13 protein-coding genes and 2 riboswitches are annotated in these 16,373 nt (G+C 54.4%); of the genes, 6 read left to right on the top strand and 7 right to left on the bottom strand.

What is annotated here, in order from left to right; genetic code table 11:
* Positions 1–93: 93 nt before the first annotated feature.
* Positions 94–1,446: an alanine/glycine:cation symporter family protein gene (locus ACZ25G_RS09920; RefSeq protein WP_463682341.1), complete on the bottom strand. Its 1,353-nt coding sequence runs from the start codon at positions 1,444–1,446 to the stop codon at positions 94–96.
* Positions 1,447–1,632: 186 nt separating this feature from the next.
* Positions 1,633–1,711, bottom strand: a riboswitch (glycine riboswitch).
* A gap of 3 nt (positions 1,712–1,714) precedes the next feature.
* Positions 1,715–1,800, bottom strand: a riboswitch (glycine riboswitch).
* Positions 1,801–1,869: 69 nt separating this feature from the next.
* Between ACZ25G_RS09920 and ACZ25G_RS09915 the strand changes: the two genes are divergently transcribed.
* Both ACZ25G_RS09915 and ACZ25G_RS09910 read left to right on the top strand, forming a co-directional pair.
* Positions 1,870–2,475 (top strand): MarR family winged helix-turn-helix transcriptional regulator, encoded by a 606-nt coding sequence (locus ACZ25G_RS09915; RefSeq protein ID WP_463682340.1) that lies wholly within the window; start codon positions 1,870–1,872, stop codon positions 2,473–2,475.
* 78 nt (positions 2,476–2,553) lie between these two features.
* Positions 2,554–3,924, top strand: coding sequence for an MATE family efflux transporter (locus tag ACZ25G_RS09910; RefSeq protein ID WP_463682339.1), 1,371 nt, complete (start codon positions 2,554–2,556; stop codon positions 3,922–3,924).
* Positions 3,925–4,081: 157 nt separating this feature from the next.
* Here the strand turns inward: ACZ25G_RS09910 and ACZ25G_RS09905 are convergent, their stop codons facing one another.
* Together ACZ25G_RS09905 and ACZ25G_RS09900 are read right to left on the bottom strand one after the other, a co-directional pair.
* Positions 4,082–5,080 (bottom strand): GGGtGRT protein, encoded by a 999-nt coding sequence (locus ACZ25G_RS09905; protein WP_191509351.1) that lies wholly within the window; start codon positions 5,078–5,080, stop codon positions 4,082–4,084.
* 20 nt (positions 5,081–5,100) lie between these two features.
* Positions 5,101–5,793 (bottom strand): iron-sulfur cluster assembly scaffold protein, encoded by a 693-nt coding sequence (locus tag ACZ25G_RS09900; RefSeq protein WP_191481320.1) that lies wholly within the window; start codon positions 5,791–5,793, stop codon positions 5,101–5,103.
* A gap of 538 nt (positions 5,794–6,331) precedes the next feature.
* Between ACZ25G_RS09900 and secA the strand changes: the two genes are divergently transcribed.
* Together secA and ACZ25G_RS09890 are read left to right on the top strand one after the other, a co-directional pair.
* On the top strand, positions 6,332–9,085 hold the full coding sequence (gene secA, locus ACZ25G_RS09895; RefSeq protein ID WP_463682338.1) for a preprotein translocase subunit SecA: 2,754 nt from the start codon (positions 6,332–6,334) through the stop codon (positions 9,083–9,085).
* Positions 9,064–9,219 carry a hypothetical protein gene (locus ACZ25G_RS09890; RefSeq protein ID WP_463682337.1) on the top strand — a complete coding sequence of 52 codons (156 nt, stop codon included), beginning with the start codon at positions 9,064–9,066 and terminating at the stop codon, positions 9,217–9,219. The genes secA and ACZ25G_RS09890 overlap by 22 nt, the downstream gene beginning before the upstream one ends.
* A gap of 62 nt (positions 9,220–9,281) precedes the next feature.
* Here ACZ25G_RS09890 and ACZ25G_RS09885 read toward each other — a convergent pair whose 3' ends face one another.
* From ACZ25G_RS09885 to ACZ25G_RS09875, 3 genes are all read right to left on the bottom strand, one after another.
* Positions 9,282–10,232 (bottom strand): aldo/keto reductase, encoded by a 951-nt coding sequence (locus ACZ25G_RS09885; protein WP_463682336.1) that lies wholly within the window; start codon positions 10,230–10,232, stop codon positions 9,282–9,284.
* Positions 10,233–10,418: 186 nt separating this feature from the next.
* Positions 10,419–11,534, bottom strand: coding sequence for an iron-containing alcohol dehydrogenase family protein (locus ACZ25G_RS09880; RefSeq protein ID WP_463682335.1), 1,116 nt, complete (start codon positions 11,532–11,534; stop codon positions 10,419–10,421).
* 139 nt (positions 11,535–11,673) lie between these two features.
* A complete protein-coding gene (locus tag ACZ25G_RS09875; RefSeq protein ID WP_463682334.1) occupies positions 11,674–13,083 on the bottom strand; it encodes an AI-2E family transporter in 1,410 nt (469 codons plus the stop codon).
* Between the two features lie 221 nt (positions 13,084–13,304).
* Here ACZ25G_RS09875 and ACZ25G_RS09870 point away from each other — a divergent pair, with 221 nt between their 5' ends.
* Together ACZ25G_RS09870 and alr are read left to right on the top strand one after the other, a co-directional pair.
* On the top strand, positions 13,305–13,898 hold the full coding sequence (locus tag ACZ25G_RS09870; protein WP_191509346.1) for a nitroreductase family protein: 594 nt from the start codon (positions 13,305–13,307) through the stop codon (positions 13,896–13,898).
* A 77-nt stretch (positions 13,899–13,975) separates the two neighbouring features.
* Positions 13,976–15,196, top strand: a complete 1,221-nt coding sequence (alr, locus tag ACZ25G_RS09865; protein ID WP_463682333.1) for an alanine racemase — start codon at positions 13,976–13,978, stop codon at positions 15,194–15,196.
* Between the two features lie 55 nt (positions 15,197–15,251).
* Here alr and ACZ25G_RS09860 read toward each other — a convergent pair whose 3' ends face one another.
* Positions 15,252–16,187, bottom strand: coding sequence for an ABC transporter substrate-binding protein (locus ACZ25G_RS09860; protein WP_463682332.1), 936 nt, complete (start codon positions 16,185–16,187; stop codon positions 15,252–15,254).
* Between the last annotated feature and the right edge of the window lie 186 nt (positions 16,188–16,373).

Raw genomic sequence — 16,373 nt, 5'->3', positions numbered from 1 at the left:
CAAGCCAGCGTCATTTAGGCGCTGGCTTGGTTTTTCGGCCTTCTAGGCCGCGCTTCAAGCCACCCCTCTTAGGGGTGGTCTTGACTTTTTGTTTTAATGCTTTCCTAAAGAGTTATAGTCTTTATTGAGTTTAGCCACAATCCCAGCGCCCGCTAAGAGGGCGATGATGTTGGGCAGGAACATGAGGCCGTTGAACATATCGGACATGTTCCATACTAAGTCTACCTTTAGGCTGGAGCCCAACAGGACAAAGAGAACCACCAAGGCAGCATAGATCTTGACAGCTTTCTTTCCAAAGAGGGCCTTGACATTGACCTCGCCGAAGAAATACCAGCCGATGATGGTGGTGAGGGCAAAGAAGAACATACAGATGGCGATGAAGATCTTTCCGAAAGAGCCAAAAGCAGAGTCAAAGGCCGACTGGGCCAGGGGCGCGGCAGTCAATCCGTTGCCTAACACTCCGGTGGAAAGGATGACCAGGGCGGTCAGGGTCAGGATGATAAAGGTGTCGATAAAAACGCCCATCATGGCGATGATGCCTTGATCGCTGGGGTGTTTGACCTTGGCGATGGCGTGGGCATGGGGGGTAGAACCCAAACCTGCCTCGTTGGAGAAAAGTCCCTTAGCCACACCGTAGCGCATGGCTTGTTGGACCCCTATGCCCAGGGCCCCACCCATGACGGCCTGGGGATAAAAAGCGCCCACAAAGATATCCCGGAAAGCCTGAGCGACACCGGAGCCATTCATAAAGAGGATGATGAGGCAGCCCACCATATAGAAGACCGCCATGAGGGGCACTACCTTTTCGGTGACCCGGGCGATCCTCTTGACGCCGCCCAAAAAGACAAAGCCGGCGATGAGGGCGACAACGATGCCTATAGACCAAGCGGGAATCCCGAAAGCGGTGTGGAAGGCGTCTCCGATGGAGTTGGACTGGACCATGTTGCCTATAAAGCCCAGTGCCAGAATGAGGGCTACAGAGAAGAAACCTGCCAGGAATTTACCGAATTTCCCTTTAAATAGATATTTGATATAGTAGACAGGGCCGCCGATAAGCTGGCCATCCTCTTCTTTCCGGGTCTTTTGGGCCAGTACTGCCTCCGCGTAGATGGTGGCCATGCCGAAGAAGGCGGAAAGCCACATCCAGAAGATGGCGCCAGGTCCGCCGGATGCGATGGCGGTGGCGGCGCCGGCAATATTTCCGGTGCCCACCTGGGCTGCGATGGCGGTGGTCAGCGCCTGAAAGGAGCTGAGGCCGTTTTCCTGATCCTTGCCATGGAGGGAAAAGTTGCCGAAAAGTTTTTTCATACCGGTACCGAACCGGCGGATTTGGACAAATCCCAGCCGGATGGTGAAAAAGATGCCGGTGCCCATCAGCAGGAAAATCAGGGCATAATCCCAAAGCCAGCTGTTAATCAGCTGCACGACCCCATCCACGCTGTCCATGGCGGACGCGAAGAATTGTGAAATTGCTTCCATACTGATAAATCTCCCCTCTTTTTTCGGAGACTCCAACAAAGCGGGCCATAAAAAAAGAGCTGACATATTTGTCAGCTCCGGAACAACAGACGGCAAAGGGCAGCCCTTAGCCCGCGGTTTTCTCACCTAGGCCTTTCTGCCATTTGACCATAACCCTGTCCTTTTGCCTGAGAGATTCATGGCGATCAGCCACTTTCACCTTCGGCACCCACCTATATGGGATTCTCCAGAGCGCCATCCAACCACAGTCCTGTCCCCACCGGGGACGCCTGAGAGTATCATTCCTTCGGCAAGCATTCGCTGTTTTCCTGCGGTTTTCATCTGGCTTTGATCAATTAGCTTCTATCATAACGGAATTTGTAGGATTTGTCAATCTTCACGGGGGCTTTGGTGAATTTTTACCCTCTCTTTGGCCGGTGGATTTTCGCCGGTTCCAAGGATAAGATGGAAAAAAGAGCGGCAAAAGCTGGAGGAAACCCTCTATCGATACCCATTGACTTTTATCCGTTTTCGGACTATAATGCCAGATGCCCGCCTCTGGAAGGAAAGGAGGAGCCGATGGAAAATATGACGAGTGATCCCCTTGCGTTGTTTAACCAGCTTTATAAGGAAATGGATGAGATTTACCATCAATATGCAAAAAGACGGGGAATTTCCGACACAGCCTTGTGGCTGTTGTATTCCCTTTATGAAGACGGCGCCGGCTATACCCAAAGGGAACTGTGCTCCGCCTGGCATTACCCGCCCCAGACCATTAATTCCGCCCTGAAAAGCCTTGTGAACCAGGGCTACATCCGGCTGAAACCGGTGGAGGGCAACCAGAAAAACAAGCGAATCGCCTTGACCGAAACGGGAAAAGAATTGATGCGAGAGGTCATTTTCCCCCTCATCCAGGCGGAGAAAAGAACGTTCCAGAGATTAGAAAAGAGTGAAAGGGATACCTTACTGTCCCTGACCCATAAATATGTGAGTCTTTTGAAAAGTGAAGTCAAATAAATCCAGCTTCCCCGCCAGCGTCCAGTAGTTTTGGCAGGGAGAAGCAAAAGATGGTAGGAAAGGAAGGGATACCCATTTATGAGCTCCATCGCATTGTTTGCGAAAACACCGCCGCTGAAGCTATTCTTTTTGGCGTCCATTCCCGGCGCCATCAGCATGCTGGCTTCCGCCCTTTATCAGACCATTGACGGCGTCTTTGTAGGCCAGTTTTTAGGCGCCACCGCTTTTGCGGCCCTGAATCTGGCCATGCCCTTTGTCATTATCAACTTTTCCTTGGCGGATCTGATCGGTGTCGGGTCCTCGGTACCCATTTCGGTGAATCTGGGTAAGGAAAACAGCCGAGAAGCGCACAACATCTTCACCTGCGCCTGTCTGATGATTATAGGAGCCGGCGTTGTCATCGGCGCTATTATGTTTGCGGCGGCTCCTTTGCTTATGCGGCTGATGGGCGCCGAAGGGGAGTTTGCCCGGCTGGCGGTACAGTATTTACGGGTTTATGCCTTATGTTCCCCGGTGACCACCATCATCTTTGCCGTAGACAATTATCTGCGGATTTGCGGATATATCCGGGGCAGTATGGGGCTGAACATCTTCATGTCTATGATCAGCGCCGGATTGGAGTTCTTATTCCTGGGCGTGTTTCATTGGGGGATCTGGGCGGCAGCTTTGGCTACCTGTTCAGGGATGTGTATCAGCGCTGTCATCGCCTTTATCCCGTTTTTCCGGGGAAAGGCCCTCCTCCGGTTTTGCAAGCCACGGTTTTCGGGGAAGATGATCCGGCAGATTATTGCCTGCGGAAGCCCCAACTTTTTAAACAACATCGCCGGCAGGATTACCTCCATTCTGATGAACTTTATCCTGGTTCGGCTGGGCGGGGAGACGGCGGTATCGGTCTATGGTATTCTGATGTTCGCCGAAGGGTTTATCCAGCCGCTGCTGTACGGCATGTGCGACTCCCTCCAGCCAGCGGTGGGATACAACTGGGGGGCCCAGAAGTTTTCGCGGGTCCGCGCCATTGAAAAATGCTGCTTTGCAGCGGCTGCTGTTGTTTCCCTGCTGTCGGTATTTGCCATCGCCTTTTTCCCGGAGCAGATCACCAGGCTGTTTGTGGCCAACCCAAGCAACGACATCCTCAACATGTCCATTGGCGCTCTGCGGCTCTTTAGTCTGACCTATGTGACACGGTGGTTCTCCTTTGCCACCCAGAGCTATATGCTGGCCATTGAAAAGCCCCTGCCAGCGTCCCTCATCTCCCTATCCACTGCATTGCTGTTCCCCGTCGTACTGGTAGGCGCTCTCTGGCCTTTAGGTCTGACAGGCATCTGGATGAACTTTGCGGGGACTTCCCTGCTGGCAGCCATCCTTTCTGCGATCATCCTGAAAAAGCTGTGGCATGAGCTGAAAAAGCCGGATGCAGAAAAAGCGGTGGCCTCTGAGGGAAATTCCTGATCGACAATCAGCTGAAAAACGGTTGCAAAAACGCCAAGCTCCTATGGGGCTTGGCGTTTTTTACCGGAGGGAAATCCACTACAAAAAAACAAGGCCTTCCATGGGAGCCCATGGAAGGCCTTGTTTATTCATGCTGAAAAAACTACGTTTTGACAGCTTATTTGTTTGCCTCTTCTACTGCGACAGCGCAGGCAACAGTGGCGCCAACCATGGGGTTGTTGCCCATGCCGATGAGTCCCATCATCTCCACGTGTGCGGGGACGGAGGAAGAACCTGCGAACTGTGCGTCGCCGTGCATACGGCCCATGGAGTCGGTCAGGCCATAGGAAGCCGGGCCAGCAGCCATGTTGTCCGGATGGAGGGTACGGCCGGTGCCGCCGCCGGAAGCGACGGAGAAGTATTTGACGCCGTTCTCATAGGACCATTTCTTATAAGTGCCGGCCACCAGATGCTGGAAGCGGGTGGGGTTGGTGGAGTTACCGGTGATGGAAACGTCAACCTTCTCATGTTTCATGATGGCAACGCCTTCCAGAACGTCGTTGGCGCCGTAGCATTTGACCTTGGCTTTGTCGCCGTCGGAGAATGCTTTCTCTTCCACGACTTTCAGCTCGCCAGTGGCGAAGTCATAATCAGTCTTTACATAGGTAAAGCCGTTGATTCTGGAAATGATATAAGCGGCGTCCTTGCCCAGGCCGTTGAGGATAACCCGGAGGGGTTTCTTTCTTGCCTTGTTGGCGGTTCTGGCGATACCGATTGCGCCTTCTGCGGCGGCGAAGGACTCATGTCCTGCCAGGAAGCAGAAGCAGTCGGTCTCTTCTCTCAGGAGCATTGCGCCCAGGTTACCATGGCCGCGGCCCACGTCTCTCTGCTCAGCGACGGAACCGGGGACACAGAATGCCTGCAGACCCAGGCCGATAGCCTCAGCAGCGTCAGCGGCAACTTTGATACCTTTTTTCAGCGCAATGGCAACGCCCAGGGTGTAAGCCCAGACGGCGTTTTCAAATGCGATGGGCTGTACGCCTTTGACAATGGCGTCAACATCTATACCCTTGCTCAAGCAAAGGTCACGTGCCTCCTCGAGGGATGCAAAGCCGTACTCAGCCAGGCATTTCTCGATTTTGGCCATTCTTCTTTCTTTACCTTCAAACTGTGCCATGTTTGTTACCTCCTTCTTCCTTATTCTTCACGCGGATCAATGTACTTGGCAGCGCCCTCATAGCGGCCGTATGTACCGATCGCCTTCTCATAAGCTTCTTTCGGATCCATGCCATGGCGGATGTTTTCCAGCATGACGCCCAGTTTTACGAATTTGTAGCCGATGACCTCGCCGTTCTCATCCAGAGCGATCTGCAGAACATAACCTTCAGCCATTTCCAGATAACGGACGCCTTTTTCCTTGGTGGAGAACATGGTGCCCACCTGGGAGCGCAGACCTTTGCCCAGGTCTTCCAAACCGGCGCCGATGGGAAGTCCGCCCTCGGAGAAAGCGGTCTGGCTGCGGCCGTAAGCCAGCTGTTTGAAGATTTCCCGCATAGCTACGTTGATAGCGTCGCAGACCAGGTCGGTGTTGAGAGCTTCCAGCAGGGTTTTGCCCGGGAGGATCTCAGCGGCCATTGCTGCGGAATGGGTCATGCCGGAGCAGCCCAGGGTTTCTACCATGGCCTCTTCGATGATGCCCTCTTTGACATTCAGGGTGAGCTTACATGCGCCCTGCTGGGGTGCGCACCAACCCACACCGTGGGAAAGACCGGAAATATCAGAAATCTGATAAGCTTTGACCCATTTTCCCTCTTCAGGAATGGGCGCCGGGCCGTGTTTGGGGCCCTTTGTGACGACACACATTTTCTCAACTTCATGAGAATAGTTCATATCGGTACTCCTTTCGGCTCCACGGGAAATCCCCGTGAACATAGATTTGAACGTCCGGGCCGCTTTCTTGGCCGGTGGTAACAGCGGCTGACGTAAAATTCTCCGTCCGCCATTCTGTACCTGATTCACGGCAAAATATGCCGTTTTTGGACAGAATCGCGTACCTACCTTGTATTATAATATGGGCAGGGGTATTAATCAAGATAAAAACCGGTTAAAATTGTGTCAATCCTGCAAAAATGCTTGATTTCAAGCCGTTTATTCACTGAATGTTCATCCATTCACAGGGGAGCTTGACTATAATGATAATGTTTGCTGGCCGAAGCTTTTGCCTCCAAAAGGGCCCTTCCTCCCGGCGGTTGGCCATGTCCGGGACGGCGCCCGTCGGCCGCGTTTTTCTGCCGCCTGTAGGCCAAAGGTGCCTTGGCCCCGGCGTTGACAAACGCCAGGAGGGCGGCTAGAATAGGAAATGCTCACAGGAATCCGGTTTGCACCGTATAAAACGGTGTTTCCAATAGATATTAGAGGTGAAATTACTATGGGTTTTCTGGAAAAAATCTTTGGCTCCTATTCCCAAAAGGAGCTCAAACGGATCAACCCCATTGTGGATAAGGTCATCGCCTTGGAGGACAAATTCAAGGCAATGAGCGACAGCGAGCTGAAAGCCATGACCCCTGCCCTGAAGGAGCGGCTGAAAAACGGCGAGACGGTGGATGACATTCTGCCTGAGGCCTTCGCCACCTGCCGGGAGGCTGCCGACCGGGTGCTGGGGATGCGCCACTTCCCGGTACAGATCGTAGGCGGCGTGGTCCTCCACCAGGGCCGGATCGCTGAGATGCGCACCGGTGAAGGCAAGACCTTGGTGGCCACCCTGCCGGCCTATCTCAACGGCCTGACAGGGGAGGGCGTGCACATCGTCACCGTCAACGACTACCTGGCCCGCCGTGACTCGGAGTGGATGGGCAAGGTCTACCGTTTCCTGGGCCTGTCTGTGGGCCTGATTGTCAACGGCCTCAACAACGAGGAGCGCCGCAAGGCTTATAGCTGTGACATCACCTACGGCACCAACAATGAATTCGGATTTGACTACCTGCGGGACAATATGGTCATCTACAAGACCGACAAGGTCCAGCGGGGATTTCATTACGCCATTGTGGACGAGGTGGACTCCATCCTCATCGATGAGGCCAGGACCCCTCTGATTATCTCCGGCCAGGGAGATAAATCCACCGATCTATACTCTATGGCGGATCAGTTTGCCCGCACCCTCCGCTGCAAAAAGGTCAAGGAGCTCAACGACAAGGAGGAGCAGGAGGACGAGGTAGGAGAAGATTACGACTACATCGTGGACGAAAAGGCCAAGACCTGCACCCTGACCAAAAACGGCATCAAGAAGGCGGAGGCCTACTTTAATGTAGAAAACCTGATGGATGCCGACAACATGACGCTGCAGCATCATATTAACCAGGCCATCCGGGCCCACGGCATCATGCACCGGGATATTGACTATGTGGTCAAAGATGACCAGGTCATCATCGTCGACGAGTTTACCGGCCGTCTCATGATCGGCCGCCGTTATAACGAAGGACTCCATCAGGCCATTGAGGCCAAGGAAGGGGTCAAGGTGGAGCGGGAGTCCAAGACCCTGGCCACCATCACCTTCCAGAACTACTTTAGGATGTACAAGAAACTGGCCGGTATGACCGGTACCGCCCTCACCGAGGAGGCTGAGTTCCGGGAGATTTACAAGCTGGACGTCATCGAGATCCCCACCAACAAGCCCTCCCAGAGGGTCGACCATCCCGATGTGGTCTTTAAAAATGAGGCTGGAAAATTCAACGCTGTCATTGAGCAGATTGTCCAGTGCCATGAAAAGGGCCAGCCGGTGCTGGTCGGTACCATCTCCATCGATAAGTCGGAGCGGCTGGGCAATATGCTGAAGCGCCGGGGGATCAAACATGAAATCCTCAACGCCAAATACCACGAAAAAGAGGCGGAGATTGTCGCCCAGGCCGGCAAATACGGCGCTGTGACCATCGCTACCAACATGGCCGGACGTGGTACCGATATTATGCTGGGCGGTAACGCCGAGTTTATGGCCAAGGCGGAGATGCGCAAGATGGGCCTTCCCGAGGAGCTCATCAGCGAATCCACCGGTTTCTCTGACACAGATAATCAGGAGATTCTGGACGCGAGAAAGACCTTCCAGGAATTAAACGCCAAGTATAAAGAAGAGATCGCCGGTGAGGCCGAGAAGGTCAAAGCCGCCGGAGGCCTCTTTATTGTGGGTACCGAGCGCCACGAGTCCCGCCGTATTGACAATCAGCTGCGAGGCCGTGCCGGCCGTCAGGGAGACCCAGGTGAAACCCGGTTCTACCTGTCCATGGAGGATGATCTGATGCGGCTGTTTGGCGGCGAGCGGATGCAGAACATGATGGAAGCCCTCAATCTGGAAGACGATATGCCCATCGAAAATAAGATGCTGACAGGCACCATTGAGTCGGCCCAGCAGAAGGTGGAAGCCCGTAACTTTGGCATCCGCAAAAACGTCCTTCAGTTTGACGACGTTATGAACCGTCAGCGTGAAATCATCTACGACCAGCGTTCCAAGGTGCTGGATGGGGAGGATCTCCACGACAACATTTCGAAGATGATCGAGGCGGTGGTCCAGACCGCTGTGGATCAGTTCATTCCCGATACCGACGACAAGGACGACTGGAATTTAGACGGCCTGCGGGGATATTTCCTCGGCTGGGTGCTGACAGATGATGATCTGAAATACACAGATGACCAGCTCTTCGGCCTGACCCGGGAGGAGCTGGTGAAGGATATCACCGATAAGGCCCGGGTTCTCTATGCCGCCAAAGAGGAGAAACTGGGCAGCGAGCTGATGCGGGAACTGGAGCGGGTTGTCCTTTTGCGGAATGTGGACGCCAAATGGATGGATCACATCGACGCTATGGATGAGCTCAAACGGGGTATTTACCTGCGCTCCTATGCCCAGAAGGATCCGGTCGTGGAATACCGTCTGGAAGGCTTTGACATGTTCGAGGAGATGAACAACTCCATCCGAGAGGATACGGTGAAGATGCTCTTTACCATCCAGGTCAAGACCGAGGAAGCCCCCAAACGGGAGCAGGTAGCCAAACCTACCACTGCTTCCCACGGCGGCGACGGAGACGGCTCCGAGAAAAAACAGCCCATTAAAAAGGGCAAGAAGATCGGCCGCAACGACCCCTGCCCCTGCGGTTCCGGCAAAAAGTATAAGAAGTGCTGCGGCCGCGACGCCTGACCTGCTCTCAGCAGGAGGCCTCCCGGCTGCGGAAGGAAACCGCTGATCCTATGATGGCGTCGGAGCAGTGGACTTCTGACACGAATCGCGGCCAGATTAAAGCTGTGCCGTCTCATCCGCCGGCAGGTATTTGAATATAACAGAAAAAAGGACCGTGGAATTTTCCACGGTCCTTTTTCAGTGACAATGATGCGGCTTATTCACCGAAGATCCGGGCATATTCGCTGTTAATGCGGGCGATTTCCTCATCAGAGAGCTCCCAGTCGGCGGCAGCTACATTCTGCAGCGCCTGCTCCGGAGTGCGCATGCCCACCAAAGCGGTGGAAACCAGATCGTTCTGGGTGGTCCAGTTAATGGCAACCTGTCCCACCGGCACATTGTGGTCGGCGGCGATGGAACGAAGCACCTCTACCAGGGCCATGCACTTGCTCCACTTGGGCTCCTGGAAGAAGTCATAGAAGTTGGCGCGGTTGTCGCCAGGGCCAAATTTAGGCAGTTCTTTATATTTGCCGGAGAGAACGCCGGAGCCCAGGGAACCATAGGTCAGAACGCCCATGCCGTGCTCCTTAGCATAGCGGAGCAGATGTTCCTGATCGCGGTAGATCAGGGAGAACTGGGGCTGAATGCTGACCACTTCTCCAGCTTTGAGGCAAGCGTCCATCTGCTCAGGGCTGAAGTTGGAAACGCCGATGTAGCGAATCTTTCCCTGGTCTTTGGCCTTCATCAGGGTAGCCATTGTATCCTCAAAGGGGGTCTTATAAACCGGTTCCGGCCAGTGGATCTGCATCAGGTCGATGGTGTCCACATCCAGACGGGTCAGGGAATCCTCGATCCCCTTCATCAATGCCTCCGGAGAGCAGTCTTTAATGATCCGTTCGGTGTCGGACCAGCGGATGCCGCATTTGGTGGCCAAAACTACCTTGTCCCGAACACCTTTGATGGCTTCTGCTACAATTTTTTCCGCATGGCCGTGGCCGTAGGCAGGAGCAGTATCCACCAGGGTCACACCTGCGTCAATGGCGGTGCGGATGGTTTTGATGGAGTTGGCGTCATCTACAGCGCCCCAGAAGTCACCGCCGATGGCCCAGGTACCTACGCCGATGACGGAAACATTCAGATCCGTATTTCCCAATCTTTTAAAACGCATGTTTTTTGCCTCCTGTTTTTCAGGTTTCGTTTTTGCAACATCTCTTATTATATCACTTTTTGATAGCAAGACAAGACGCTGCTTCTCTGCAACTTGTACCGGAATTCTCCGTCCCAAAGGGGTCGTGATGATAAAAAAGAGCTTCCCATCCTGAGATGGGAAGCTCTTTTGTTGGGTACATTGATTTTAGGCGAAAAGTTCTGTCAACACCCGCTTGGTGTCTTCCAGGGTAAAGATGCCGGGAGTATTCTGGAAATTGGCGTTGCCCTTAAAGCGGGGCAGGTAGTCCTCGATCTGGGGCGGAGTCATCTTTACGTCCATCCGGCTCATTTCTCGGATCAGGCAGAGGAAGGTTTCCATGTGCTGGCCCAGGACGCTTTCAAACCGGGCGTACTTTTGAGGATCGGCTTTCTCAGCCCGGCGGATATACTCCGCCAGGAAGACGGCACAGGCTTTGCCGTGGGAGATGTGATAATCCTCGGTCAGGATATAGCTCAGGGCGTGGCAGAAGGTGGTGCCGGTGATATTGATGACAAGGCCGCCGTAGAGGGAGGCGTAATAGAGCCGCTCCCGGAGGGTGTGGGGGAGATGTTCCCCGCTGTCCCCTTTGTGCATATACAGCTGGATCAGGCTGCCGCCCAGGATGGAGATGGCCCGGAGGGCATAACTGTCGGAAACCTCGTTGCCATGGGCTGCGAAAAGGCCCTCCACCGAGTGGCACAGGGCATCCAGCGCCGTGCTGACGGTGAAATCATAGTTTAAGCTATAGGTGTATTTGGGATCCCCAAAGGAGAGGGCGGCATAGGTTTGATCGCACTTAAAGCTTTTTTTCTGGCCGGTGGCGTCGTTGGTCAGCACCGAAACGGCTGTCACCTCACTGCCGGTGCCGGCGGTTGTGCCCACCAAAACAAAGGGAAGGGCTTTGTTCTCCCAGCTGCCGTAGATCCCTTCGGGGGGAAGCTGGGGATTGGCGGTAAAGACCGCCACCGCCTTGGCAGCGTCCAGAGGGGAACCGCCGCCGATGCCGATGATGAACTGGGCGCCTATTTCCCGGGCAACACTCCCCGCCTTATGGCAGGTGGAGACATAGGGGTTTTGGGTGACCTCGTCAAAGACCTGATAACCGATGTTTTCCTTTTCCAGGGCCTGGATGACGTCATCCAGAGCCCCACAGGCCTTGGCGCTGTGCTTACCGGTGACAATGAGGCATTGATTCCCCAGCTGCCGCAGTTTGCCGCTGTTTTTGAGGACACAGTCCTCCCCGCTGATGACGCGGGCCGGCATATACATATCAAAATTCATAGATAACCGATCTCCTCTCTATGGCTGGCCTTCGCCCAGCTATGGGCCGAAGACGGGATGTTCCCCTCTATTATAGTCCTTCCCGCCCTGGGAAGCAAGCTTTGGGGAGGAAAGGACAAAAAAATAGCAGCCAAAGCCGCTATTTTTTCTCGTCCTCCTCAGGCTGATCCTCCCAAGGGGCCGGATAGGGTTCGGTGCGGGAAGGAGCTTCCTCGGTTTCTCCCTCCTCATCATGGGGCTGAGGAGGAGGATAGACCTCCTTGTTTCCCCACTTTCCTATGTGGATGAAAGGAATTTTCACACTTTTGCCGCTGCCCAGATGGATTTCCTGGGGCTCGGCTTCATAGTCTTTGGTGCGCCAGGGCATCCCCTGCTTTTCCAGCCGCTTTTCGGTGACGCCCCGGATGATGGAGTAAAGGACGGCAAAGACCGGAATCCCCAGGAGCATGCCGAGAAAGCCAAACTGGCCGCCGGCTAAAATGATAGCTAACAGGGCCCAAAAGGCGGGAAGGCCGGTTTTGCTGCCGGAAATTTTAGGTTCAATAATGTTGCCGTCAATCTGTTGGAGGACAACAATAAAGATGACAAAGAAGATAGCCTGGAGGGGGTTGACCATCAAAATAATCAAGGTGGAGATGATGGAGCCGATGATGGCGCCGAAGAAGGGAATCAGGCTGCACACTCCCATAATCACCGCCACCAGCAGCGGATAGGGCCAGCGGAAAAGGCTCAGACAGACAAAGCAGACCACGCCTACCAGCAGGCCGTCAATGAGCTTGCCGGTGATAAAGCCGATGAAGATCTGATGGCTGTGACGGGCCAAATTGACAGCGCCGTCCATAAATTTCCGGGGCAGGAAGGCATAGAGTACCTTTTTGACCTGGGCGCAAAATTTTTCCTTGTTGACCAGCATATAAAAGGAGACAACCAAACCTAGGAAAAAGTTGGCCAGCCCCGACCCCAGGGAGACAGAGAAATCCAGAACCCTGGGCAGGGCCATGTTGACAAGTTCCAGCGCCTTGGTCATGATTTCTTCGCCCGACATCATAAATTTGGAGACAAGAGCGCTGATTTCCGGCTGTTCAGCCAGGAATCGGTTGACCCAATCGGTGAGCTGATCCACATAGCCGGGAACGCTGCGGGCCAGGCTATAAACGCTGCTGACCAGTTGGGGGAGGATAAAGGAAAAGAGGGTGACCAATACGGCCAAGGCCACCAGATAAGCGGTGATGACGGCCAGATTGCGCTTGAGTTTTTTGTGAGGCTTATTTTTCTCCAGGAGCCGGCCGTAAATCCGCTCGAAAAAGTTCATGGGAGTATTGAGGATGTAGGCGATAAAAAAGCCGATGAAAAAGGGGGTAAGAATGCTGAGCAGCCTTTGAAGGCCGCTCATGACGGAGCCCAGGTTCCAAAAGAAAAGAAAAATCAGAACACCGGCGGCAAGGACGATGATATTAGAAATGGTCCGGGATGTATATCGACGGTTCCAGCGGAATTTCAACGGATGGAGCACCTCACTTTTCACGTTTTTAGGAACAACCTGTCCCACTTTATACCACTAGTATAGAGCACTTTGGCTAAAAAATCCAGCGAAGGCGGTCAATGTTAAGGAAAGTTTTCATTTTATACATCCTGGGGTTACCAGGGACAATTGAAAAAATCCTATTTTTTTGGTATAGTAAATATTATTTATAGCCTCTGCCGCCAGAGGTGGGAGGAAAAACAGAGGATGGGCGGATAAGCCGCCCCAATCAAGGGAAGGTGAGGAAGATGATCCGGGATTTATCCAAGCAAAACAGAAGCTATACCTGCTTTAACCAGAGCGCGGCTGTCCCCTACGAGCTGTTGGAAAGCCTGGTGGACGCCGCCCGGTACGCGCCTTCCTGCCTGAACATCCAGCCCCTGCGGTATGTGATCAGCTGTACCGAGCGGAAGAACCAGAAAATTTTCCCCGCCATCAATTGGAATGTGCTGCTGCGAGGCTATGACGGGCCACGGGAGGGCCAGAAACCCATGGCTTACATTGTGCTCATCGCCGACAAGGGGCTGATGCCGGAAGACGAGATGATGTGGATCGACATTGGCATTTCCGCCCAGACCATGATGCTGGCGGCGGTGGAACAGGGCCTGGGAGGCTGTATGATCGCCAATTTTGACAAGGCGGCCCTGGCCCGGGAGCTGCGGCTGGAAAAATGGTATGACCCGGTGCTGATCCTGGCGCTGGGCAAGCCCAACGAGCGGATCTTTTTAGATTATATCAACCGCACCGACGCCACCGAATTCTACCGGGACCGGGAAGGATACCTTCACATCCCCAAGCGCCGGCTGGAGGATGTGATCCTCCCCTTTGAGCCCAAAGACTAATATGCCCTGCTCCCGGCCCGCAAAATATGCTTTTCTTTTTGCCTGGGCTCGTGTATGATAGGGAAGCAGGTTTTGCAATGCCAACAAGAAGGAATGAGGATATGTACAACTATCTCAAGCGCACCTGGGCCGAAATCGACCTGGACTGCATTTCACATAATGTCAAATCCATCCGGTCCCTCCTGGCTCCGGACTGTAAGCTGCTGGGAGTGGTGAAGGCCGACGCCTACGGCCACGGGGATAAAACCGTGGCTTTGCAGATGCAGCAGGACGGGGTGGATTGGTTCGGCATCTCCAATGTGGAGGAAGGCGTGGGCCTCAGGGAGGCGGGCATTACCGGCCCTATTCTCATCTTTGGCGCCACACCGGTGGAATGGGTGGAGACCCTGGCCAAATACCGGATTACCCAGGCTTTATTTTCCCCCGAATACGCTGTGCAGCTGAGCCAGGCGGCGGTGGAGGCCAGGGTCCAGGTGGATGTTCATGTGAAGGTGGACACCGGCATGACCCGGATTGGTTTCCCCTGTACCGGGGGTATTGACAAAGCGGCGGAGCAGATTGCGGCCGCCTGCCGCCTGCCCCATCTGCACCCTACAGGGATTTTTACCCACTTTGCCGTGTCCGATGAGCTCAGCGATGGGTCGGTGGAGTACACAGAGAGACAGTTTTCCCAGTTCATGGCGGTGGTGGAGGCCCTGGAGGGGCGGGGGATCACCTTCCCCCTGCGTCACTGCTGCAACAGCGCCGGGGTCATCAGCTATCCCCAGATGCACCTGGATATGGTGCGTCCGGGCATCATCTGCTACGGCCTGAAGCCTTCCAACGAGCTGCGCCGGGATCTGGACCTGCGCCAGGCCATGAGTCTCAAATCCATCATCTCCATGGTCAAGGAGATCCCTGAGGGGACCACCGTCAGCTATGGGCGGAAATTTACAAGCGCCCGGCCCTCCCGGATTGCCACCGTGCCCATCGGCTACGCCGACGGCTACAACCGGATGCTGGGGGGCAGGGCCTATGCCCTGGTTCGGGGGAAGAAGGCGCCGGTGGTGGGCCGGGTATGCATGGATCAGATTATGCTGGACGTCACCGACATCCCCGGTGTACAGGATGGGGATGTGGTCACCCTCCTGGGCCGGGACGGCCAGGGCAATGAGATCGACATCAATGAGGTAGGAGCATTGTGCGGCACCATTGGCTATGAGGTGGTCTGCCTCATTGGAAAGCGGGTGCCCCGGGTCTATCTGAAAGACGGCAAACAGGTAGGGGTGGTGGATTACATCAACCCTTACCGAAAATAAGAGAATTTCCTACAGAAAACCCCGCCCTCCTTCGGGAGGGCGGGGTTTATTATCTTTAGGTAGCGGAGCCCTTGAACCCTTCCGGGTAGGCCAGCAGGGCCATCACTTCCAGTTCCTGCATCATCCGCTTGCTCTGCCGTTCAAAAAGGAGCATGTCCACCTGGTAGACGGCATTATTCTTGACAGCGTTGGAATTTTGATAGAGGGGGCAGAGTTTGACCAGCTCCACATCCACCGATTTGTCCACAAACAGGACGTCGGGGTTGGTCTGTTCCACCTCGTCAGCGGCGAGGGCCCAGCCGGTGGAATCCTCCGCCAGATTAATCAGGCCCATCTGGTGGAGGATATCCCCGGCGAAGGTGTCTCCGGTGGCCACAGTGTTGTCCAGCATCCGGATCAGGTAGCAGCTCTTCCCCGCCCGCTTAAGGACGGTGCGCAGTTCGAAAATCCGGGTGGCCATGATGGAGTAGAGGTCTACCCCCTTCTGTGCTCCGGTGATCCGGCCTCCCAGGACAGCGCCCAGGGTCTGATAAACCCGGCGGAGATCCCACAAAGAATCAGCCGGGGGAATTTTTACCACCACAATTCCCATCCGCTGGATTTGGGCAATATCGTCTTCCAGCAGGCCGGAGGATACAAGGAGGTAGTCGGGGGAGATTTCCTCCAGCTGCTCCAGATCAGGGGTGCGGATGGATCCCACCGCGGGGAGATCGTCTGTCTGGGGGGGATAATCACAGCTGTCGCTGACCGCCACCAGCTTATCCCCATACCCCAGGGTATAGACGATTTCGGTGAGGGAGGGGGAGAGGGAAGCCACCCGGAGGGGCTCGCTCCGGATCACGGTGCTTTCATCGACTTCATAGGGATATTCCTCTTGGGAGGAGGTGGTGGGAGGAGCCGCCGTTGAGGAGGAATCTTCTTCGAGATTATTACAAGAAGTAAAATTGATTAATAAAATAACACAAAGCAATATATTGACTAACCGTTTCACAGGACACCTCCTTGTCAGCTGCTCCACTGGAATGTCAAAATTTCCGAGCCCCTAACAGGCGGAAACAGAGAGGATCAATATAAGCTGGACGGTGGAACCCATCGGTTGCTGGTGGGCCACAAAAGCGCCTCTAAAGAGGGGCGCTAAAAAGACACAGCATCTGTTTAGGCATATGGTATTGTTTCT

This window comes from Zongyangia sp. (assembly GCF_965361945.1).
Note: the sequence above shows the minus strand (reverse complement) of the source record. Positions and strands in the feature narration are given on the sequence as shown.